At 74.0% G+C, this 20,357-nt stretch carries 19 protein-coding genes; 12 read left to right on the forward strand and 7 right to left on the reverse strand.

Going from position 1 to position 20,357, the window contains the following annotated elements:
* Positions 1-108: 108 nt before the first annotated feature.
* On the reverse strand, positions 109-321 hold the full coding sequence (locus tag AB0C78_RS47750) for a dodecin (RefSeq protein ID WP_151546703.1): 213 nt from the start codon (positions 319-321) through the stop codon (positions 109-111).
* 64 nt (positions 322-385) lie between these two features.
* Here AB0C78_RS47750 and AB0C78_RS47755 point away from each other — a divergent pair, with 64 nt between their 5' ends.
* The 6 genes from AB0C78_RS47755 (at position 386) to AB0C78_RS47780 (ending at position 7,348) form a co-directional block, all read left to right on the forward strand.
* A complete protein-coding gene (locus tag AB0C78_RS47755; RefSeq protein ID WP_151546702.1) occupies positions 386-718 on the forward strand; it encodes a DUF3099 domain-containing protein in 333 nt (110 codons plus the stop codon).
* A 402-nt stretch (positions 719-1,120) separates the two neighbouring features.
* Positions 1,121-2,374 carry a hypothetical protein gene (locus AB0C78_RS47760; RefSeq protein WP_360761756.1) on the forward strand — a complete coding sequence of 418 codons (1,254 nt, stop codon included), beginning with the start codon at positions 1,121-1,123 and terminating at the stop codon, positions 2,372-2,374.
* A gap of 206 nt (positions 2,375-2,580) precedes the next feature.
* On the forward strand, positions 2,581-4,629 hold the full coding sequence (locus tag AB0C78_RS47765) for a substrate-binding domain-containing protein (RefSeq protein ID WP_360761758.1): 2,049 nt from the start codon (positions 2,581-2,583) through the stop codon (positions 4,627-4,629).
* A gap of 162 nt (positions 4,630-4,791) precedes the next feature.
* The gene (locus AB0C78_RS47770; protein WP_360761760.1) at positions 4,792-5,943 is read left to right on the forward strand and encodes an acyl-CoA dehydrogenase family protein; all 1,152 of its coding nucleotides are present in this window, start codon (positions 4,792-4,794) and stop codon (positions 5,941-5,943) included.
* A gap of 35 nt (positions 5,944-5,978) precedes the next feature.
* A complete protein-coding gene (fabG, locus tag AB0C78_RS47775) occupies positions 5,979-6,734 on the forward strand; it encodes a 3-oxoacyl-ACP reductase FabG (protein WP_360761762.1) in 756 nt (251 codons plus the stop codon).
* On the forward strand, positions 6,731-7,348 hold the full coding sequence (locus tag AB0C78_RS47780; RefSeq protein WP_360761764.1) for a TetR/AcrR family transcriptional regulator: 618 nt from the start codon (positions 6,731-6,733) through the stop codon (positions 7,346-7,348). Before fabG ends, AB0C78_RS47780 begins: the two co-directional genes overlap by 4 nt.
* On the opposite strand, the gene AB0C78_RS47785 is transcribed toward AB0C78_RS47780, so the two are convergent.
* Both AB0C78_RS47785 and icmF read right to left on the reverse strand, forming a co-directional pair.
* Positions 7,342-8,112: a helical backbone metal receptor gene (locus AB0C78_RS47785; protein ID WP_360761765.1), complete on the reverse strand. Its 771-nt coding sequence runs from the start codon at positions 8,110-8,112 to the stop codon at positions 7,342-7,344. The genes AB0C78_RS47780 and AB0C78_RS47785 overlap by 7 nt on opposite strands.
* Before the next feature lie 12 nt (positions 8,113-8,124).
* Positions 8,125-11,343 carry a fused isobutyryl-CoA mutase/GTPase IcmF gene (gene icmF / locus AB0C78_RS47790; protein WP_360761767.1) on the reverse strand — a complete coding sequence of 1,073 codons (3,219 nt, stop codon included), beginning with the start codon at positions 11,341-11,343 and terminating at the stop codon, positions 8,125-8,127.
* A gap of 53 nt (positions 11,344-11,396) precedes the next feature.
* Here icmF and AB0C78_RS47795 point away from each other — a divergent pair, with 53 nt between their 5' ends.
* From AB0C78_RS47795 to AB0C78_RS47810, 4 genes are all read left to right on the forward strand, one after another.
* The gene (locus AB0C78_RS47795; RefSeq protein WP_360761769.1) at positions 11,397-11,933 is read left to right on the forward strand and encodes a MarR family transcriptional regulator; all 537 of its coding nucleotides are present in this window, start codon (positions 11,397-11,399) and stop codon (positions 11,931-11,933) included.
* Positions 11,934-12,017: 84 nt separating this feature from the next.
* On the forward strand, positions 12,018-13,289 hold the full coding sequence (locus AB0C78_RS47800; RefSeq protein WP_360761771.1) for a hydroxyacid-oxoacid transhydrogenase: 1,272 nt from the start codon (positions 12,018-12,020) through the stop codon (positions 13,287-13,289).
* 125 nt (positions 13,290-13,414) lie between these two features.
* Positions 13,415-14,227 (forward strand): tryptophan 2,3-dioxygenase family protein, encoded by an 813-nt coding sequence (locus AB0C78_RS47805; RefSeq protein WP_360761773.1) that lies wholly within the window; start codon positions 13,415-13,417, stop codon positions 14,225-14,227.
* Positions 14,220-15,533, forward strand: a complete 1,314-nt coding sequence (locus AB0C78_RS47810; protein ID WP_360761775.1) for an NAD(P)/FAD-dependent oxidoreductase — start codon at positions 14,220-14,222, stop codon at positions 15,531-15,533. The genes AB0C78_RS47805 and AB0C78_RS47810 overlap by 8 nt, the downstream gene beginning before the upstream one ends.
* Here AB0C78_RS47810 and AB0C78_RS47815 read toward each other — a convergent pair.
* The gene (locus AB0C78_RS47815) at positions 15,474-16,952 is read right to left on the reverse strand and encodes an MFS transporter (protein WP_360761777.1); all 1,479 of its coding nucleotides are present in this window, start codon (positions 16,950-16,952) and stop codon (positions 15,474-15,476) included. The genes AB0C78_RS47810 and AB0C78_RS47815 overlap by 60 nt on opposite strands.
* Before the next feature lie 77 nt (positions 16,953-17,029).
* Here AB0C78_RS47815 and AB0C78_RS47820 point away from each other — a divergent pair, with 77 nt between their 5' ends.
* Positions 17,030-17,257: a hypothetical protein gene (locus AB0C78_RS47820; protein WP_151545873.1), complete on the forward strand. Its 228-nt coding sequence runs from the start codon at positions 17,030-17,032 to the stop codon at positions 17,255-17,257.
* Positions 17,258-17,369: 112 nt separating this feature from the next.
* Here AB0C78_RS47820 and AB0C78_RS47825 read toward each other — a convergent pair whose 3' ends face one another.
* From AB0C78_RS47825 to moaA, 3 genes are read right to left on the reverse strand one after another with little or no spacing between them, the layout of a single operon-like run.
* Positions 17,370-17,681 (reverse strand): DUF6457 domain-containing protein, encoded by a 312-nt coding sequence (locus AB0C78_RS47825; RefSeq protein ID WP_360761779.1) that lies wholly within the window; start codon positions 17,679-17,681, stop codon positions 17,370-17,372.
* Positions 17,682-17,731: 50 nt separating this feature from the next.
* Positions 17,732-18,307, reverse strand: coding sequence for a molybdenum cofactor guanylyltransferase (locus tag AB0C78_RS47830; RefSeq protein WP_360761781.1), 576 nt, complete (start codon positions 18,305-18,307; stop codon positions 17,732-17,734).
* A gap of 5 nt (positions 18,308-18,312) precedes the next feature.
* The gene (gene moaA / locus AB0C78_RS47835; RefSeq protein ID WP_360761783.1) at positions 18,313-19,302 is read right to left on the reverse strand and encodes a GTP 3',8-cyclase MoaA; all 990 of its coding nucleotides are present in this window, start codon (positions 19,300-19,302) and stop codon (positions 18,313-18,315) included.
* A gap of 139 nt (positions 19,303-19,441) precedes the next feature.
* Here moaA and AB0C78_RS47840 point away from each other — a divergent pair, with 139 nt between their 5' ends.
* Entirely contained in the window at positions 19,442-20,248 is an 807-nt protein-coding gene (locus AB0C78_RS47840) for a lysophospholipase (RefSeq protein WP_360761785.1), read from the forward strand.
* Positions 20,249-20,357: the final 109 nt, after the last annotated feature.

A 20,357-nucleotide genomic window follows, 5' to 3' on the forward strand; every position in this document is an offset into this window, starting at 1 on the left:
CGCCCGGGGGGGGGGGGGGGGGGGGCGGGGGGCCCCCCCCCCCCCGGGGCGCCCCCCCCCCCCCCCCCCCCGGGGGGGGGGGGGGGGGGCCCCCCCCCCCCACACTCCTCAGGCGTCTTCTAGGCGGAAGCCGACCTTGAGGGTCACCTGGTAGTGCGCGACCTCGCCGTCCTCGATCTGGCCGCGCACCTCCTTCACCTCGAACCAGTCGAGGTGGCGCAGGGTCTGCGAGGCGCGCCTGATGCCGTTGCGGACGGCGGTCTCCACGGACTCCGGCGAGGTGCCGACGATCTCCGTCACCCGGTACGTGCGGTCCGTCATGTCGTGCCTCCCATGTCTTGACCGTCCTGCTGTCGCCTATCGGACTCCATGGGCTTACCGTGGAATGGTGAAGGTCAATCACCATCGGGGACCGGAGGTCTACACGGTCACCGACGCTCCCCGCCCCATGTCCGAGGACATCGGCCACCGGCAGCGGCGCTACCTGTGGTCGATGGGAGTGCGGACGGTGTGCTTCGTCGGGGCGGTCGTCAGCGTGGTGGCCGGGGCACCGGTGTGGCTCGCGGCGGCCCTGGTGGTCGGTGCGCTGTTCCTGCCGTACGTCGCGGTGATCTTCGCGAACGGCGGCCGGGAGCCGACGCCGTCGGCGCGCTTCGAGGACCACGAGGGCCCCGAACAGAAGCGGGTTTCCGGACAGCGACCGGAAATCGGGTCGTGACATTCTCTTGACTAACCGCGGGGGGTTTCGGTGTACGATTTGTACCGGCGCTCTGGTCCCCCGTCGGAGCGCCCGTGCCGGTGTTCCGGGCCCCCGTCGGAACACCGATGATGCGGCGCCGGGTGGGTTGCCCCCGTATCCACCCGGCGCCGCTTTTCATGTCTCATGGCCTTCGCGCCACCGCCCCGATGCCCCGGCTTGACGCCGGCCGGCGGCCTCAGCACATCTCCGCGAAAGCGCAAGTCCCGGCGCTGGCCTGCTCCGGCCACGAGCCGAAACCCGGCCGGTCCGAACTTTTTGCCCGCTGATCCGTGCGGATCGTCCCGCGGCCGATCCGGACCGGGTCCCGCGTGCGTACTGCCCCCTGGGTGAACGCCATCCCCGCGCCAGAGGGGAGGTCCCGTGGACCCGGGTTTTCTGCTGGACGGCCGGTACCGCATGGAACGGCGCCTCGCCCGGCACGGCCGGACGCAGGTGTGGTGCGGGCGCGACGCGCTGCTGGAGCGGCGCGTCGCCGTGACGTTCCTCGCGGTGACGCCGTCCGAGGGCGCGCTGCGAGACCGGATCAGGGACGCCACGCGTGCCGCCGCGTCTCCGGCGCACCTCTGCGCGGTCACCACCTACGACTTCGGCGAGGCGGAGGGGACGGACGGCGGCGCGCTGATGTACGTCGTCACCGAGTTCCTCAGCGGCGAGACCCTCGCCCGCCGCCTGGCGCGGGGCCTGCCGGCGCCCCAGGAGGCCGTGGACGTCTGCGCGCGGGTCGCCGAGGCCCTCGCCGCCGTCCATGCCTGCGGGGCGGCGCACGGGGCGCTGACGACCTCTGAGGTGTTCCTCACCGCGGACGGGGTCCGGCTGCTCGGCCTCGGCCCGGCGGGCGCACTGGCTCGGGCGGGGACCGGGGCTCCAGAGGCGACCGGCGGCGCGGGCGACGACGTGCGGGCGCTCGGGGAGATCATCGCCGCGTGCCTGACGGACGCCCCCGACGGTGTCGCTGCTGTGGTGGCGCGCTGCCGTGAGGGGGACGGGGGTCCGTCGGCGGCCGACGTCGCGCGCTTCCTCGCGGCTGCGGCGGACGGCTCGTCCGCGGACCGGACGAGCGTTCTTCCTGCCGAAGCGCCGGGCGGGCCGGAGAGCAGGCGGCCCCGGGCCCGCCGTGCGGCGGTCGTCGGCGGCGCCTGCGCGGGGGTCCTCGTGCTGGCCCTCCTCCCGCTGCTGATGATCCTCTCGTCGCTGCGGGACGCCCCGGCGGACGTGGCCGTGCCGCTGCCGAGCCGCCCGGCCTCGCGGCCGCCCCTCGGGTCGATGGAGGACCCGGCGAGTCGTCCGACCGCCGTCCGGACGCCCCGCGCGGCGGCGTCGCCCGCCGTCCCCGAGGGGACGGCCCGCGCGGTGGCGGTGAGCGCTCTCGCGCGGATGCGGCGCTCGATCGACGTCGGCATGGCGACGGGCGAGGTCCGGCCGAGGTTCGGCACCGAGCTGGCGACCCTGGTGACCACGCTGCTGGACGAGGTGGACGGCGGCGCGCCCGTCGATCTCGGGCGGCGGATCGCGGGGCTGCGCTCGGCGCTGGACGGGCGGGCGCCGGGAGACGTGGAGCCCGCCCGCGCGGCCGGGCTCGGCGCGCTGCTCGCCGAGGTCCCCGTCCCGTCGTGACCCCCGCCGCGAGGCCGCGGCGGGCCGGCCTTCGCCCGCATCCAGTCCGGTACCGGCGAAACCCTTGACGGGGCCGCCCGGCGAGACGAATATCACACCCGACCGACTGAGACACATCGTCCATCTGTCTCATGCTCCGCGAGGAGGCGAGTCATGACACGGCGCGCCGCGGCCCGGTGCACCCGCCCGGGGAACGGAGGCCCGCGATGAGCGGCCACGACGACGACGTGCCCGACTGGGCACCGCGCAGCCTGTCCGACTCGGGCGACTACCGGGTGCGCCGCGACTTCCTCGGCGCCTCCGACCCGGGCGGGGCACCCGCGCCCCGGCTGCCCGGACACGACCAGGAGCGGCCGGCGGCGGCCGCGTCCCCGGATCCGGCGTTCATGCCGTCCGCTCCCCCGCAGCCGAGGGCCACCGGGCCCGCGCACGCGGCGGCGAAGGGCCGCGGGCACGGCGGGCACGGCGGGGCGGGCCGGCACGGCGGCCACGGGACGGCGCGTCCGCCGCGGCGCCGCGCGGGCGTCTTCCTCGGCCCGTTCGCGGCGGCCGTGGGACTGGTCGTGCTGTCGGGCTTCGGCGTGTACGCGTTCGCCTCGTCCCGCGGGGACTGCTCCGGCGGCGGCGCGGTGACGGTGTCGGTCGCGGCGGCGCCCGACGTCGAGCCCGCCGTGGCGAAGGCGGCCGGACGGTTCAACGACGCCCGGCACGAGATCGGCGGCCGGTGCGCGCGCCTGCGGGTGCGGGCCGCGGACCCGGCGGCGGTCGCGACGCTGCTGTCCGGCAAGGGCTCGGCCGGGGTGACCGAGCGGCCCGACGTGTGGATCCCCGACTCCTCGCTGTGGATCAGGCTCGTGCAGGGGTCCGGCCGGCCGGCGCAGGCGGTGCCGTTCACCGGGCTCGGCGGGATCGCGTCCAGCCCGATCGTGGTGGCGATGCCGAAGGCCCTCGCCGCGCAGCTGAGGGCCGCGGGCGTGCCGGAGCGGCCGTCCTGGCGGGACCTGCTCGAGGCGGCCGGGACGGCGGACGGCTCCGGCGGGGCACCGGACGCGGGGACCGGCGGCGCGATCCCCGCCCACCTGCTGCGGCTCCAGGTGCCCGACCCCGACCGCAGCGCGACGGGCATGGGCACGCTGATGCTGGCCGGGACGCTGATGGGCGGGTCGCCGGGCGGCGAAGCGGTGTTCACCGGGGTGGTCCGGACGATCCGGGAGGGCATCGCCGCGTCGGTGAACGCCGAGTTCACCGCGTTCCGCGGCGGCTCAGAGCAGCCCTACCCAGTGGCGCTCGCGCCCGAGCGGGCCGTGTTCGCCTACAACGCCGCGCACGCCGCCGATCCGGCCGTCGCGGTGTACCCGTCGGAGGGCTCGGTGTTCCTCGACTACCCCGTCACCGTCCTCGGCAAGGACCCGGCGAAGGTGCGCGCGGGCCGGCTGTTCCAGAAAGCGCTCACATCCGGGGCGTCGCGCGCGGACGTGCGGCGGCTCGGCCTCCGGACCCCGGACGGCGCCGCGCCCGCGTCGTTCACCGCGCGGACGGGCGTGGACCCTCAGGTGCCGCACGCGCTGGCGGCGCCGTCCGCCTCGGCCGTCGCGCAGACGATGCAGGCGTGGGCGCAGCTGTCGCTGAGCATCCGGATGCTCAGCATCATGGACATCTCCGGTTCGATGGCCGAGCCGGTCGCGCCGGGGGTGTCGCGGCTGCAGTCGACGATCCGCACCGCGCAGGGCGGCCTGTCGCTGCTGCCCGACGACAGCGAGCTCGGCCAGTGGGAGTTCTCCACGGACCTGCCGGGCGGGCGGGACTGGCGCGAGCTGGTCGGCGTGGGCCCGCTCGGCGAGCGGCTCGGGTCGTCGACCCGGCGGCAGCGGGTGCTGAGCGCGTTCGCGCAGATGCGGGTGAAGAAGCACGGCGACACCGGCCTGTACGACACCGTCCTCGCGGCGTTCGCGTACATGACGCGGACCTACAAGCCGGAGTTCGTGAACTCGATCCTGCTGTGGACCGACGGCCGCGACGAGGACCCCGACGGGCCGACGCTGGACGAGACGCTCGCCGAGCTGGGCCGCGCCTACGACCCGGAGCGGCCCGTGCAGATCAACATGCTCGGGTACGGGCCGGACGTGGACGTCCGGGACCTGCGGCGGGTGGCGCACGCGACGCGCGGCGAGGTGTACGTGGCCGAGACGCCGCAGCAGATCCAGGGGATCTTCCTCAAGGCCGTGTCGCGGCGCGTCTGCGAGCCGTCCTGCTGACGCGGGCAACCGGCCCGGATTCCCCTCGAACGGAACGCTAGATTCCGCTGTCTCTCCATGGAGGACGCGCGCGGCGGCCCCGCGCGCGTCCGGCGTTTGCTGCTAGAACGGGATTCGAGCTAAGTTAGCGTTCTGTTAGTTACGCAGCGAAAGGGGCCGAGCGTGCGCCGCACCCTGTTCAACGAGGACCACGAGGCGTTCCGGGAGACGATCCGGGACTTCATCCAGGCCGAGGTCGCTCCCGTCTACGAGGAGTGGGAGCAGGCCGGGCACCCGCCCCGCGACTTCTACAACAAGCTCGGCGAGCTGGGCGTGTTCGGCATCCAGGTGCCCGAGGAGTACGGCGGCGCGGGCGAGACCAGCTTCAAGTACCAGGCCGTGATATCCGAGGAGTGCGCGCGCGCCGGGGTGAGCTTCGGCGGCTACGGCGTGCACGTCAACCTCGTCCTGCCCTACCTGCTCAAGTACGCCTCCGAGGAGCAGAAGAAGCGCTGGCTGCCGCCGTTCATCAGCGGCGACATGATGACCGCCATCGCGATGACCGAGCCGGGCACCGGCTCCGACCTCGCCGGCATGCAGACCACCGCCAAGCGCGACGGCGACCACTACATCCTGAACGGCGCCAAGACGTTCATCACCGGCGGCGTCCTCGCCGACCGCGTGCTGGTCGTGGCGCGGACGTCCCCGGCGACGCCGGAGAACCGCCGCGCCGGCCTGTCGATCCTGGCGGTGGACACCAAGAGCGAGGGCTACTCGGTCGGCCGCAAGCTGGAGAAGATCGGGCTGCGCAGCTCCGACACCGCCGAGCTGTCGTTCGTCGACGTGAAGGTGCCCGTCGAGGACCTGCTCGGCGAGGAGGGCGCGGGCTTCAGCTACCTGACCCACAACCTCGCCGAGGAGCGGCTCGGCATCGCCACCAGCTCCTACGCGTCCGCGGCCGCCGCCGTCGAGTTCGCCCGCAAGTACGTCCAGGAGCGCACGGTCTTCGGCAAGACCGTCTCCTCGTTCCAGAACACCAAGTTCGTCCTCGCCGAGTGCGCCACCGAGGTCGAGGCGGCCCGGTCCCTGGTCGACCGCTGCATCGAGGCCCTCGACGCCGGCGAGCTGACCCCGGCCGACGCCGCCGTCGCCAAGCTGTTCTGCACCGAGGTGCAGCAGCGCGTCGTCGACAAGTGCCTGCAGCTGCACGGCGGCTACGGCTACATCCTGGAGTACCCGATCGCGCGCCTGTACACCGACGCCCGGGTCACCCGGATCTACGGCGGCACCAGCGAGGTGCTGAAGACCATCATCGCCAAGGACATCCAGGTCTGACACGGCCGGATCCGACGAAGGGCAGGGAGCACGACATGACCGACACCAGGGTCGCCATCGTCACCGGTTCGGCGCGCGGCATCGGCGCCGCCACCGCCGTCCGGCTCGCCCGCGAGGGCTTCGCCGTCGCGGTCTGCGACCTCGACGAGGCCGCCTGCGCCGGCACCGTGGAGACCATCGAGAAGAACGGCGGCAAGGCCCTCGCCGTCGGCGTGAACGTCGCCGACTCCGGGCAGGTCGCCGCCGCCGTCGCGCGGATCGCCGCCGAGCTCGGCCCGCCGGTCGTGCTGGTGAACAACGCCGGCATCACGCGCGACAACCTGCTGTTCAAGATGTCCGACGACGACTGGGACTCGGTCATGTCGGTGCACCTGCGGGGCTCGTTCCTGATGAGCCGCGCCGCGCAGGAGCACATGACGAAGGCCGGCTGGGGCCGCATCGTCAACCTGTCGTCGACGTCGGCGCTCGGCAACCGCGGCCAGGTGAACTACTCGGCGGCCAAGGCGGGCCTGCAGGGCTTCACCAAGACCCTGGCGATCGAGCTGGGCAAGTTCGGCGTGACCGCGAACGCGATCGCGCCCGGGTTCATCGAGACCGAGATGACCGCGGCGACCGCCGAGCGGGTCGGCGTCGGCTTCGAGGACTTCAAGAACGCCGCCGCCAAGGAGATCCCGGTGCGCCGCGTGGGCCGTCCCGAGGACATCGCGGGCGTCGTGGCGTTCCTGGTCAGCGAGGACGCCTCGTTCGTGTCCGGCCAGGTGATCTACGTGGCGGGCGGCCCGAAGGCGTGACCGCTCCGCGGGCGGGGCGCCGGGACGAGCGGACCCGCGACCGGGACGCGACCGAGGAGTCGCTGCGGGCGGCGGCGATCGCGCTGCTGCGCCGCGGCGGCGTCCTCGCGGGCCTCAACCTGCGGCAGGTCGCCGACGAGGCGGGCGTCAACCGCGGGCTGGTCTACCAGTACTTCGGCTCGCGGCGGGCGCTGCTGCGCTCGGCGCTGTTCCACCGGTCCCGGCCGAACGCCGAGGACGCGGCGGGCGCCGCGGGGCTGCCGCTCCGCAAGCGCCTGTCGCGGCTGTTCTGGACGAGCCTGCGCCACCCCGAGCCGGTGCTGCTGGCGACGCTGCTGGTGCTGGACGGCGACGACCGTCCCCGGGTTCTGCTGAACCGCGGCGAGGGCCGCAAGGACCTCGCCGCGGAGGCGGCCCGGGGCGAGCTGCCGATCGACGACGTGGAGGCCGTGCAGGCGGCGATCGCGTCGACGATCTACGGGTACACGCTGCTGCGCGAGCACCTGGCGCGGGAGATCGACGTCCCGGCGGAGGAGCTGGACGGGCGGATGGCGCGCTGCGTGGAGGCGATGTTCACGCGCCGCCCGTCCGATGCCGGGGAGGCCGGTCAGTAGGTCCGCGCCGCCGCGAGCCGTTCCCGCAGCTCGGCGGGCGCCTGCACGAGCGACGGGCCGTACCAGGTGAGGTACCGCCCGCTGACCAGCGCGACATCGGTGCCGGGGAACGACTCGGGGCCGTCGTCCTCGGTGAAGCGGTACGGCTCGTCCGGCAGGACGACCAGGTCGGCGCCGGCGGCGTTCAGCTCGTCCAGCGGGATCTTCGGGTACCGCTCGGGGTGGCCGGCGTAGACGTTGGCGACGCCGAGGCGGGACAGCACGTCGCCGGTGAAGGTGTCGCGGCCGACGACCATCCACGGGCGCCGCCAGATCGGGATCACGGCGGCGCGCGGCTCGGCGGGCGCCGCGTCCGCCCAGACGCGGGCCGCCTCGTCCAACCAGGCCGGGACCGGGACGCGGCACGCTTCGGTGAGCATGCGGCGCAGCGAGGCGAGGGCCTGGTCCACGGTGCGGATCTCGGTCATCCACACCGGGACGCCCGCGGCGCGCAGCGCCTCGACGTCGGCGGGGCGGTTCTCCTCGGTGTTGCCGAGGACGACGTCGGGCCGCAGCTCCCTGATCCGCTCCACGTCCGGGTTCTTCGTCCCGCGCACGCGCGGCACGTCGAGCCCGGCGGTGTGCGTGCACCAGTCCGTGGCGCCCGCGAGGAGCTCCGGCGCGGTCACCGCGACCGTCTCCGTCAGCGACGGGACGATCGACACGACGCGGCGCACCCGCCCCGGCACGGGGACGGGCACGCCGGTGTCGTCGCGGACGGCCATGCGGCGCGGCGCTCAGACGTTGCGGCGGTACTGGCCGCCGACCTCGAAGAACGCGTCGGTGATCTGCTGGAGGCTGCAGACCCGCGCCGCGTCCATCAGCACCGCGAACACGTTCTCGCCCGCGCGCGCCGCCTCCTTCAGCGCGGCCAGCGCGGCGTCGGCCTCGGAGCCGTGCGCGGACTGGAACGACCGGACGCGCTCCAGCTGGGAGCGCTTCTCGTCCTCGGTGGCGCGGGCCAGCTCGATCGTGTCGGGCGTGCCGTCGCCGGAGTCCGGGGTGCGGAAGGTGTTGACGCCGACGATCGGCAGCGATCCGTCGTGCTTGCGCTGCTCGTACAGCATCGACTCGTCCTGGATGCGGCCCCGCTGGTAGCCGGTCTCCATCGCGCCGAGGACGCCGCCGCGCTCGCTGATCCGGTCGAACTCGGCGAGGACGGCCTCCTCCACCAGGTCGGTCAGCTCGTCGATGATGAACGACCCCTGCAGCGGGTTCTCGTTCATCGCCAGGCCCCACTCGCGGTTGATGATGAGCTGGATCGCGAGCGCGCGCCGCACCGACTCGGCCGTGGGGGTGGTGACGGCCTCGTCGTAGGCGTTGGTGTGCAGGCTGTTGCAGTTGTCGTAGATGGCGATGAGCGCCTGCAGCGTCGTGCGGATGTCGTTGAAGTGCATCTCCTGCGCGTGCAGGGAGCGGCCCGAGGTCTGCACGTGGTACTTGAGCTTCTGGCTGCGCTCGTTGGCGCCGTACCGGTCCCGCATGGCGACCGCCCAGATGCGGCGGGCGACGCGTCCGAGGACGTTGTATTCGGGGTCCATGCCGTTGGAGAAGAAGAACGACAGGTTCGGTGCGAAGTCGTCGATGTCCATGCCGCGCGCCAGGTACGACTCGACGTAGGTGAACCCGTTGGCGAGCGTGAACGCGAGCTGGCTGATGGGGTTCGCCCCGGCCTCGGCGATGTGGTAGCCGGAGATCGACACCGAGTAGAAGTTGCGGACCTTGTTGGCGATGAACCACTCCTGGATGTCGCCCATCATCCGCAGCGAGAACTCGGTGGAGAAGATGCAGGTGTTCTGGCCCTGGTCCTCCTTGAGGATGTCGGCCTGGACGGTGCCGCGCACGGTGGACAGCACCCGCGCGCGGATCTCCGCGGCCTCCTCGGCGGACGGCTCGCGCCCGTTCTCCTCGCGGAAGGCGTCGAGGCCCTGGTCGATCGCGGTGTTGAGGAAGAACGCGAGGATCGTCGGCGCGGGACCGTTGATGGTCATCGACACCGACGTGGTCGGCGACGACAGGTCGAACCCGTCGTAGAGCGCCTTCATGTCGTCGAGCGTCGCGATCGAGACGCCGGACGTGCCGACCTTGCCGTACACGTCGGGACGCTCGTCGGGGTCGCGGCCGTAGAGGGTGACCGAGTCGAACGCGGTGGACAGCCGGGTCGCGGGCTGGCCCTCCGACAGCAGCTTGAAGCGGCGGTTGGTGCGGAACGGGTCGCCCTCCCCCGCGAACATGCGGGCCGGGTCCTCGTTGTCGCGCTTGAACGGGAACACCCCGGCGGTGAACGGGAACTTCCCGGGCAGGTTCTCGGCGCGCAGGAACCGCAGCAGCTCGCCGTGGTCGGTGTAGCGGGGCAGCGCGACGCGCGGGATGCGGCTGCCCGACAGCGACTCGCGCGTCAGCGTGGTGCGCAGCTCCTTGTCGCGGATCTTCACGACCTGCTCGTCGCCGGAGTAGGACTCGACGACGGCGGGCCAGCCCTCGATCAGGTCCGCGTTCTCCGGGGCGACGTCGCGGCGCGCCTTCTCAAGCAGCCCCTCGACCTCGGACGCGTCGGTCAGCTCGGCGCGGACCTCGTTGAGGCGCTGCACCCGCCGGACGGCCTCGGCCTGCGCGGCCGTGTCGGCGTGGTAACCGCGGACGGTCTCGGCGATGTCGCTCAGGTACCGGACGCGGCTCGGCGGGATGATCGTGGCGGCGCCGGTCGAGACCCTGGTGTCGACGTGCGGGAGCGCTCCGTCCCGCAGGGTGAGGCCGTACTCGGTGAGCATGCCGCCGAGGTGCTGGTAGAGGGCGGTGACGCCGTCGTCGTTGAAGGTGGCGGCGCTGGTGCCGAACACCGGCATGTCCTCGGGCCGCTGCCCGAACGCCTCCCGGTTGCGGACGAGCTGCCGGGACACGTCGCGGCGGGCGTCCTCGGCGCCGCGCCGCTCGAACTTGTTGATCGCCACGACGTCCGCGAAGTCGAGCATGTCGATCTTCTCGAGCTGGGACGCGGCGCCGAACTCCGGCGTCATCACGTACAGCGAGACGTCCACGAGGGGCACGATCGCGGCGTCGCCCTGCCCGATCCCCGGCGTCTCCAGGATGACCAGGTCGTATCCGGCGGCCTTGACGGCGGTGAGGATGTCCTCGATGTTCTCGGGCAGCTCGCGGGCGCCGCGGGTGGCGAGGGAGCGGAAGAAGACCTTGTCGCCGTCCAGGGAGTTCATCCGGATGCGGTCGCCGAGCAGCGCGCCGCCGCCGCGGCGCCGGGTCGGGTCGACGGCGAGCACCGCGACGCGCAACCGGTCGCGCTGGTCGACGCGCAGCCGGCGGACCAGTTCGTCGGTGAGGGACGACTTGCCGGAGCCGCCCGTCCCGGTGATGCCGAGGACGGGGACGCGCCGTCCGGACGCGGCGCCGGCGAGGGCGGCGCGGTCGGCGTCGGCCAGCTTCCCGGCCTGCAGGCAGGTGATGGTGCGGGCGAGGGCGCGCCGGTCGCCGGCGATCACCGCGTCCGCCGGGACGGGCTCGTCGGCGAGGTCGACGTCGCAGTCCCGGACCAGCTCGTTGATCATGCCGGGCAGGCCGAGCCGCTGCCCGTCCTCCGGGGAGAAGATCCGCACGCCCGCGTCCGCGAGGCGGGCGATCTCCTCGTGCACGATCACGCCGCCCCCGCCGCCGAACACCCGCACCTGCTCGGCGCCCGCCTCCTTGAGGCTGCGCGACAGGTACTCGAAGTACTCGACGTGGCCGCCCTGGTAGGAGCTGATCGCGACGCCCTGCGCGTCCTCCTCCAGCACGGCGTCGACGACCTCGCGGACGGACCGGTCGTGCCCCAGGTGCACCACCTCGGCGCCCTGCGACTGCAGGATCCGCCGCATGATGTTGATCGCCGCGTCGTGCCCGTCGAACAGCGCGGCGGCCGTCACGAAGCGCACCGGGTGCACCGGCTTGTGGAGCGGTCCGGACACGTCCCCCACCTCAACCTTTGGACATCCAATATTTGGAAGTTAAAATAGTTTCCGTGCGCGACGAGGTCAAGACGCCTTACGGTGGGGCGGTGCCCGACACCCCCGACCCCATCTCCGAGGCCCACCGGCAGTGGAGCGCCCGCTGGCCCGAGCACGCCGACCACATGGCGGCCGTGACCTCGGTGATGCGGGCGCAGCAGCTGCTGCTCGGCCGGATAGAGGCGGTGCTGAAGCCGCACGGGCTGACCTTCGCCGCCTACGAGGCGCTCCGGCTGCTCGCCTTCACCCGTACCGGCACCCTTCCCATGGGGAAGATGGGCACTCGCCTCATGGTGCACCCGGCGTCGGTCACCAACGTCATCGGGCGGCTGGAGCGGCGCGGGCTCGTCGGCCGCGCCCCCTCCCCCGACGACCGCCGCGTCGTGCTCGCCACGATCACCCCGGCGGGCCGCGACCTCGCCGAGGAGGCCACCGTCGCGCTCAACGAGGCCGGCTTCGGCATCGCCGCGCTGACCGCCGAGCGCGCCGCCGAGATCACCGCCGCGCTGCGCGCCGTCCGCGTGTCGGTGGGCGAGCTGTCCGACGAGTAGCGGGCGCCGGCCCCCGCCTTGCCCGCCGCGTTCGGGCGGTGACACCGTGGGAACGATCACCGGTACCGGCATCGAGGGGCGGACATGGCGAACGAGACGGTCTTCACCTACGGCGCGCCGCAGCTGAAGTTCGGCACGGGCGCGGCCGAGGAGATCGGCCACGACCTCGCGCAGTACGGCGCGCGGCGGGTCCTCGTGGTGACCGACCCGGGCGTCGCCGCCACCGGCGGGCCGCAGCGCGTCGCCGACGCGATGAAGGCGTACGGGATCGAGGCGGCGGTGTACGACCGCGTCCGCGTCGAGCCGACGGACGCGAGCATGCGCGAAGCGGTCGAGCACGCGCGGGACACCGGCCCGTACGACGCGTACGTCGCGGTGGGCGGCGGGTCCAGCATCGACACCGCCAAGGCCGTCGACCTGCTCACCACCAACGACGGCGACCTCGCCGAGTACCTGAACCCGCCGGTCGGCGCGGGACGGGCGCCGGAGCGGCCGCTGCTGCCGCTCGTCGCCGTCCCCACCACGACCGGGACCGGCGCCGAGAGCACGACGGTCTGCGTCCTGGACGTCCTCGACCTGCGCGTCAAGACGGGCATCAGCCACCCGCGGATGCGCCCGGCGCTCGCCGTCGTCGACCCCGACCTGATGGTGACGCAGCCGGCCGGGGTGACCGCGTCGTCCGGGATGGACATCGTGTGCCACGCGCTGGAGAGCTACACCGCCAAGCCGTACGACGCCTACGAGCGCAAGCGGCCCGAGCAGCGCGTCCCGTACTGCGGCGCGAACCCGGTCTCGGACATGTGGTCCGAGCGGGCGCTCGGGCTGATCGCCCGTTCGTTCCGCGCGGCCGTCCGGGACGGCGAGGACCGCCGCGCCCGCGCCGACATGGCGCTGGCCGCGACGTTCGCGGGGCTCGGGTTCGGGAACGCGGGCGTGCACATCCCGCACGCCAACGCGTACCCGATCGCTGGGCAGGTCAAGGACTTCCGGCCCGACGGGTACCCGGACGGGGAGCCGATGGTCCCGCACGGGATGTCGGTGTCGCTCACCGCGCCCGAGGCGTTCCGGTTCACCTTCCAGGCGCGTCCCGAACGGCACGTCCGTGCGGCCGAGCTGCTCGCCCCGGAGATGGACCGGCCGGACGACCCGGCCGAGCACCTGCCGCGCGCGCTGCTGAGCCTGATGCGCGACATCGGCATCCCGGACGGGATCTCGGGCGTCGGCTACGACGAGGCGGACATCCCCGGCCTGGTCGAGGGGACGATGCGGCAGCAGCGGCTGCTGGTGGCGTCGCCGCGCCCGGTCACCGAGGACGACGTCGCGGGCATCTTCCGGCGGTCGCTCCGGTCCTGGTGAGGCCGCGCCCGCCCCGCGTCGGGCGGATTGCCGGGTATGTCCGCCGCAGGCCCACCCACCGGCCGAATGGGCAGAACGATCCAATATGCTGCGGGTCACATCCGTTGTGTCGCAAGGAGGCGGTGATGGCGGATTCGCCGACGATGACGTACGGCGGGTACCTGCGGCTGGATCGGCTCCTGGACTGCCAGGAGCCCGAGACCGACGCCCACGACGAGCTGCTGTTCGTGATCATCCACCAGGTCTACGAGCTGTGGTTCAAGCAGATCCTGCACGAGGCCGCGCTGCTGCAGCGCCGGCTGGAGGCGGGCGGCAGCGCGGGCGCGCTGCACACCGCGCGCCGGATCGCCAAGATCCTCAAGACCGTGGTCGGGCAGCTGGACGTGCTGGAGACGATGACGCCCCGGCAGTTCGCCGCGTTCCGGCACGCGCTCGGCACCTCCAGCGGCTTCCAGAGCGACCAGTTCCGCGAGATCGAGGCCGTGCTCGGCCGGCGCGGGTTCCCCGCGTCGGTGCTGCGCGGCGACGAGCGCCTGCGCGCCGCGGTGTCGCGGCCGTCGATGTTCGACTCGCTGCTGCGCTACCTCGCCGTGCAGGGCCACCCCGTCCCCCGCGAGGCGCTCGAACGCGACACCTCGCTGCCGTGGGAGCCGGACGCGGACGTCCAGAAGGTGCTGCTGGCGGTCTACGCCGACGAGAACGGGCCCGCCGCCGAGGTGTGCGAGGGGCTCGTGGACGTGGACGAAGGCATCCAGGAGTGGCGGTACCGGCACCTGAAGATGGTCGAGCGGACCATCGGCGCCAAGCTCGGCACGGGCGGTTCGGCCGGGGCCGACTACCTGCGCTCCACGCTGTTCACGCCCGCGTTCCCCGACCTGTGGGAGGTCCGCTCGCAGACCGAGCAGCCGACCACCGGAGAGGAGCCCGCCGATGGCTGAGCGGCGGGGCGAGCGGGTCGCGATCGTCGGCGCGGGCCTCGCGGGCTGCCTGCTCGCGGTGCTGCTCGGCCGGCGCGGCATCGAGGTGACCGTCTACGAGCGGCGTCCCGACCCGCGGATCGCGGGCGCGGAGCGGGGCCGCTCGATCAACCTGGCGATCTCCGCGCGCGGGCTCGCCGCCCTCGAGCAGGTGGGGCTGCGGGACCGGTCGCTGAAGCAGGCGCTGCCGATGCACGGCCGGATGGTGCATCCGCTCGGCAAGGAGCAGAACTTCCAGCCCTACAGCGCCGACGGCGAGCGCGCCATCAACTCCATCAGCCGGGCCCAGCTCAACGAGTCGCTGCTCGACACGGCCGAGGCGACGCCCGGCGTGACGCTGCGCTTCGCCCAGCGCGTCACCGGCGTGGACGTCCAGGCCGGGGCGTTGCTGCTGGAGGACGGCGGCACCGAGCACGCGGACGTCGTCCTCGCCGGGGACGGCGCGTACAGCGCCGTACGCCGGTCCCTAGGCCTGAACGAGGACGCCGACTTCCTGGAGCACGGGTACAAGGAACTGACCGTCCCGCCGCGCGGCGGCGACTTCGCGCTCGACCCGGACGCGCTGCACATCTGGCCGCGCGGCACCTCGATGATGATCGCGCTCCCGAACCTGGACCGCTCGTTCACCTGCACGCTGTTCTGGCCCAAGTCCGACCTCGCGGCGCTGGACACCCCCGAGAAGGTCACCGCGTACTTCGCCGAGCACTACCCGGACGTCGCCGGCCTGATCCCCGACCTGGTCGACGACTACGAGCGCAACCCGGTGGGGTCGCTGGTGACGGTGCGGTGCCGGCCGTGGACGCGGCGGGGCGACGGCGCGATCGTCGCGCTGCTCGGCGACGCCGCGCACGCGATCGTCCCGTTCTTCGGGCAGGGCGCGAACTGCGCGTTCGAGGACTGCATCGAGATCGACCGGTGCCTGACCGAGACCGGCGGCGACTGGGCGCGCGCGCTGGCGCTGTACGAGGAGCGCCGCAAGCCGAACACAGACGCGATCGCCGAGATGGCGCTGGACAACTTCATCGAGATGCGCGACCGCGTCTCGTCCCCCGTGTACCGGGCGAAGCAGGCGGCGACGCACGCGCTGGAACGCCGGCTCGCGGGCCGGTACGTCTCGCGGTACGAGCTGGTGTCGTTCTCCACGATGCCGTACGCGCGGATCCCGGCCCGCATCCGGCGGCAGAACCTGGCGCTCGCGGGCGCGGCGTCAGCAGTTCTCGCGGGCCTGGCCGTGCTCCTGCGCCTCGCGCTGCGCCAGCGCCGCTGACCGGGCGCGGCGGCCGGCCGCCAGGTCGGCGACGGCCGCCGCCAGCGCCAGCACCACGAACGCCAGGATGACGACGAGGCCGCGGCGGAACGCCCCGGCCCAGTCGCCGTGCGTGCTCGCGAGCGCGGAGAAGAACACCGACCCGACCGCCGCGATCCCCGTCGCGGTGCCGACCCGCTGCCCGGTCTGCAGCACCCCGGCGGCGCTGCCGCCCTGCGTGACGTGGACCTCCGACAGCGTGATGGTCTGGTTCGGGGCGATGACGAGGCCGCTGCCGCAGCCCGCGAACAGCAGCGGCAGCGCGGTCGCGATCCCGACGCCCCGTCCCGGCTCCAGCTCGACCGCGAGCCACGCCGCGGCCAGCCCCACCGTGACCATCGCGAGCCCGGCGGCGACGAGCGGCCGCCCGTACCTGGCGACGATGCGCCCGCCGACCGCCGCCGCCACGCCCGACCCGACCGCGAACGGGGTGATGGCGAGGCCCGCCTCCAGCGCGCTGTAGCCCAGGCCGTTCTGCAGGTACAGGGTGAAGATGAAGAAGATCGCGGTGAACCCGGCGAAGTACAGCAGCGCGATCGCCGACCCCAGCGCGTACGAGCGGAGGCGGAACAGCCCGAGGTCCACCATCGGCGCACGGGCCCGCCGCTCCCACCAGGCGAACGCGGCGATGAACAGCGCGCCCGCGAGGACCAGCAGCCATTTGCGGTTCCCGTGCCACTGCTGCTGCTGGACGAGCGGGAGCAGCACGCACACGACGCCCGCGCCGAGCAGCAGCACGCCGGGCGGGTCGAGGCCCTGCTTCTCCCCGCGCACCGGCGGCGGCAGCAGCCGCCACGCCAGGAACAGCGCCGCCACGCCGACCGGGATGTTGACGTAGAACACCCAGCGCCAGCCCTCCTCGGGCCCGGCGAGCGCGATGATGCCGCCGCCCAGCAGCGGCCCGGCGGCCGTCGCGATCCCGATGACCGCGCCGAGCGCGCCGAACGCGCGGCCCCGCTCGCCGCCCTGGAACAGCTGCTGGATGAGCCCCGCGACCTGCGGGTTCAGGATGCCGCCCGCGACGCCCTGGACGAGCCGGGCCAGCACGAGCCACGTCATGGTCGGCGCGATGCCGGCCGCCGCGCTGGCCGCGGTGAACAGCGCCAGCCCGGTCATGAACACCGCGCGGCGGCTGCGCGCGTCGCCGAGCCGCCCGGCGGGCACGAGCACCAGCCCGAAGGTCAGCGCGTAGCCCGACAGGATCCACTGCAGCCCCGCCTCGGAGGCGTGCATCCCCTGCTTGATCGACGGCAGTGCGACGTTGACGATGCTGACGTCCAGCAGCGTCATGAACGCGGCGACGAGGCAGACCGACAGCGCCCGCCAGGGGCGCTGCACCCGGCCCTCCTGGTCGGCGCCCGCCGCCGCCTCCGTCCGCACGAGCGATCTCCTTTCCGGAGATCATCTCGCCAAACCCGGCGCGCGGGGCGCCCCGGCCGCTGTGCCAGAGTTGGCCGGTGACCGAATCCGCACCGGGCTCCGGCCCCGACGAACTGCAGTGCTCCGCGAAGGGCTGCCGCGCCGCCGCGGTGTGGGCGCTGCGCTGGAACAACCCGAAGATCCACACCCCGGACCGGCGGAAGATCTGGCTCGCCTGCGACGAGCACCGCGAGAGCCTGTCGGCGTTCCTCGACCGCCGCGACTTCCTCAAGGACGTGGTTCCGGTCGAGGACCGCGACGCCTGACCGCCGCCTGGAGCGGAGCGCCAGCGGAGCGGAAGGCGGCGGTCAGGCCCGCTTTCGCGGGGGGCGTGGGGGGTCGTCCCCCCACCGAGATACTGCGGGCCGCGGGCGGCCGCTAGGCCTCGTCGAGGACGCGCTCGCCGGCCTGTTCGGGCACGTCGCGCTGCGCCGCCTGCTCCCCGGCGTCCGCGGCGGGCCCGGCGCCCCAGGCCTCGGCCATCTCGGTGAGCCGGGCGGCGGCGTCCCGGGCGGGCGCGCCGCGGCCGACCGCGAGGCCGAGCAGGTAGGCGGTGAGCGGCGCGCCCGGGCGCGCCACCCCGTGCGCGACGTCGCGGGCCAGGTCGAGCACCAGGTCGCGGTCGATGTCGCCGCGCTCCAGGCCGAGCTCGCGGCAGACCGCGCTCATCCAGTCCTCAAGTACCGACATGGGCGTCCCCCTTCAACGCGTCGACGTACGCGATGCCCACTCTCGCACGGTCAAAGCACGTCCGGCCGGGCGAGCCCGTCGGCGCGGGCGAGGTCGTCGGGCGTGTCGCAGTCGTACCACGGGGGCCGCTCCCCGGCGGGGAGCGCGACCATCGCCGGGTCCAGCGGGCCGAGGACGCCGCGCAGGGACGCGCCGGTGTACGCGGCGAGCGCGTCCCGCAGGCGGGCGGTGCGCCAGCAACCGGCGAGCCACTGCGCGCGGCCGTCGCCGTCCACCAGCACGGCCCCGGCGCGCTCCCCCGCCGCGTCCAGCAGCGCGGCGACGTGGACGGGGCGCAGGAACGGCAGGTCGGCGGCCAGCAGGACGGCCCAGGGCGCGCGGACCTCGGCCAGGCCCGCCCGCAGCGCGGGCACCGGACCGGCGCCCGGCGGGTCCTCGCGGACCCGAACGGTGTCCGGCAATACGTCGCGCGGCGGCCCGACCACGATCGTCCGGGACGCGCCGGACGCGGCGGCGGCGACCCACTCGATCAGCGCGCGTCCGCCGACCGGCGCGGCGGGCTTGTCGGCCCCGCCGAGCCGCCGGGCGCGGCCGCCCGCGAGCAGCACCGCGTCGAACGCGGGCACGCGTGTCAGCCGCCGATCGCGGACATCGGCCGGGAGGGCTGCAGGAACGACGGGTCGTCGATGCCGTGCCCGGCCCGCTTCGCCCAGACCGCCTTGCGCCAGCGCTCGGCGATCTCCTCGTCGGACGCGCCGCCGCGCATCGCGTCGCGCAGGTTGGACTCCTCGGTCGCGAACAGGCAGTTGCGGACCTGGCCGTCCGCGGTCAGCCGGACGCGGTCGCAGGCGCCGCAGAACGGCCGGGTCACCGACCCGATCACGCCGACCGTCTCCGGGCCGCCGCCGACCACGAAGGTCTCGGCGGGGGCGCTGCCGCGGTCGTGCGCGGCGTCCGGGGCGAGGTCGAACTCCGCCGACAGCCGCTCCAGGATCTCGTCCGCGGTGATCATGTCGTCGCGGGTCCAGCCGTGCTGGGCGTCCAGCGGCATCTGCTCGATGAACCGCAGCCGGTAGCCGTGCTCGAGGCAGAACCGCAGCAGCGCGGGCGCCTCGTGGTCGTTGATCCCCCGCATCAGCACCGCGTTGATCTTGACGGGTTCGAGCCCGGCGGCGCGCGCCGCCTCCAGCCCGGCGAGGACGTCCGCGAACCGGTCGCGGTGCGCGAGCCGCTTGAACGTCGCCGGGTCGAGGGTGTCCAGCGAGACGTTCGCCCGGTCCAGCCCGGCGTCGGCGAGCGGCCCGGCCAGCCGCGCGAGGCCGATCCCGTTGGTGGTCAGCGAGATCTCCGGGCGCGGCTCCAGCGCCGCGGTGCGCCGCACGATCCCGGTGAGGCCGCGCCGCAGCAGCGGCTCGCCGCCGGTGTAGCGGACCTCGGTGACGCCCAGCTCGCCGACCGCGAGCCCGACGAGCCGGACCACCTCGTCGTCGGTGAGCAGCTCCGGCTTCGGCAGCCAGTCCAGCCCCTCGGGCGGCATGCAGTACGAGCACCGCAGGTTGCACCGGTCGGTGAGCGAGACCCGCAGGTCCGTCGCGGTACGACCGAAGGTGTCGACCAGCACGGGCGCCCCTTCCTGCCGGGTGGACGGCGCGCTGGGCGGGCCGTCCGGGTTACGGTCGATCGGTCCAGCCTATTGCGGCGATCGCCGATCCGTCGCATCGCGGGCTGCGGGCAGGGCCGGTTCGGACGAGGAGGTACGGGTGACGGCGGCACGGGAGTGGGAGTTCGCGGGCACGCGGGGCGCGGTCAGCGCGCGGATCTGGGCGGACGGCGAACCCCGGTACATCGCGGTCCTGGCGCACGGGTACGGCGAGCACCTCGGGCGCTACGAGCACGTGGCGGACGCGCTCGTCCGGCACGGCGCGACCGTGTGCGGGCCCGACCACATGGGCCACGGCCGGTCGGCGGGCGACCGGGTGCTCATCAAGGACTTCGAGGACGTCGTCGCCGACCTGCACACCGTCGTCGAGGCGGCCCGCGGCGACCATCCGGGCCTGCCCGTCGTGCTGATCGGGCACTCCATGGGCGGCCTCATCGCCGCCCGCTACGCGCAGGTCCACGGCGACGTGCTGACCGCGCTGGTGCTGTCGGGGCCGGTCCTCGGCCGCTGGGCCGCCGTGGAGGCGCTGCTCGCCCTCGACGAGATGCCCGACGAGCCCATCGACACCGCCACGCTGTCGCGGGACCCGGCCGTCGGGAAGGCGTACGGCGAGGACCCGCTGGTGTGGCACGGCCCGTTCAAGAAGCCGACCGTCGAGGCCATGGACGCCTGCATCCGCCGGATCAACGAGCACGGGTCGCTCGGCGCGCTGCCCACCCTCCACGTGCACGGCGACGACGACCGGCTCGTCCCGCTGGACGGCACGTCGGTCGGGATCGAGGCGATCCGGGGCGGCGACCTGACCCAGCGGATCTACCCGGGCGCGCGCCACGAGGTGTTCAACGAGACGAACCGCGACGAGGTGCTCGGCGACGTCACCGCGTTCGTCGACCGCGTCCTGGCCTGATCAGCGCCGCACCGGCGGCCGCCGGCGGCGCGGCCCCCGGCGGGGCGCCCCCCCCCGCGCGGCCCCCCGGTGGTCGCCGGGGCGGCGGTGTCGACCGCAGTAAAACAGA

Source organism: Actinomadura sp. NPDC048394 (assembly GCF_040651755.1).
GTDB classification, from domain to species: Bacteria; Actinomycetota; Actinomycetes; order Streptosporangiales; family Streptosporangiaceae; genus Spirillospora; species Spirillospora montaniterrae.

Bases quoted from the DNA above. Each gene is read 5' to 3' on its own strand.
- AB0C78_RS47825 (WP_360761779.1), bottom strand. From the start codon at position 17,681: ATGTCGGTACTTGAGGACTGGATGAGCGCGGTCTGCCGCGAGCTCGGC.
- AB0C78_RS47800 (WP_360761771.1), top strand. From the start codon at position 12,018: ATGGCGAACGAGACGGTCTTCACCTACGGCGCGCCGCAGCTGAAGTTC.
- fabG (WP_360761762.1), top strand. From the start codon at position 5,979: ATGACCGACACCAGGGTCGCCATCGTCACCGGTTCGGCGCGCGGCATC.
- AB0C78_RS47805 (WP_360761773.1), top strand. From the start codon at position 13,415: ATGGCGGATTCGCCGACGATGACGTACGGCGGGTACCTGCGGCTGGAT.
- AB0C78_RS47765 (WP_360761758.1), top strand. From the start codon at position 2,581: ATGAGCGGCCACGACGACGACGTGCCCGACTGGGCACCGCGCAGCCTG.
- AB0C78_RS47750 (WP_151546703.1), bottom strand. From the start codon at position 321: ATGACGGACCGCACGTACCGGGTGACGGAGATCGTCGGCACCTCGCCG.
- AB0C78_RS47755 (WP_151546702.1), top strand. From the start codon at position 386: ATGGTGAAGGTCAATCACCATCGGGGACCGGAGGTCTACACGGTCACC.
- AB0C78_RS47785 (WP_360761765.1), bottom strand. From the start codon at position 8,112: ATGGCCGTCCGCGACGACACCGGCGTGCCCGTCCCCGTGCCGGGGCGG.
- AB0C78_RS47810 (WP_360761775.1), top strand. From the start codon at position 14,220: ATGGCTGAGCGGCGGGGCGAGCGGGTCGCGATCGTCGGCGCGGGCCTC.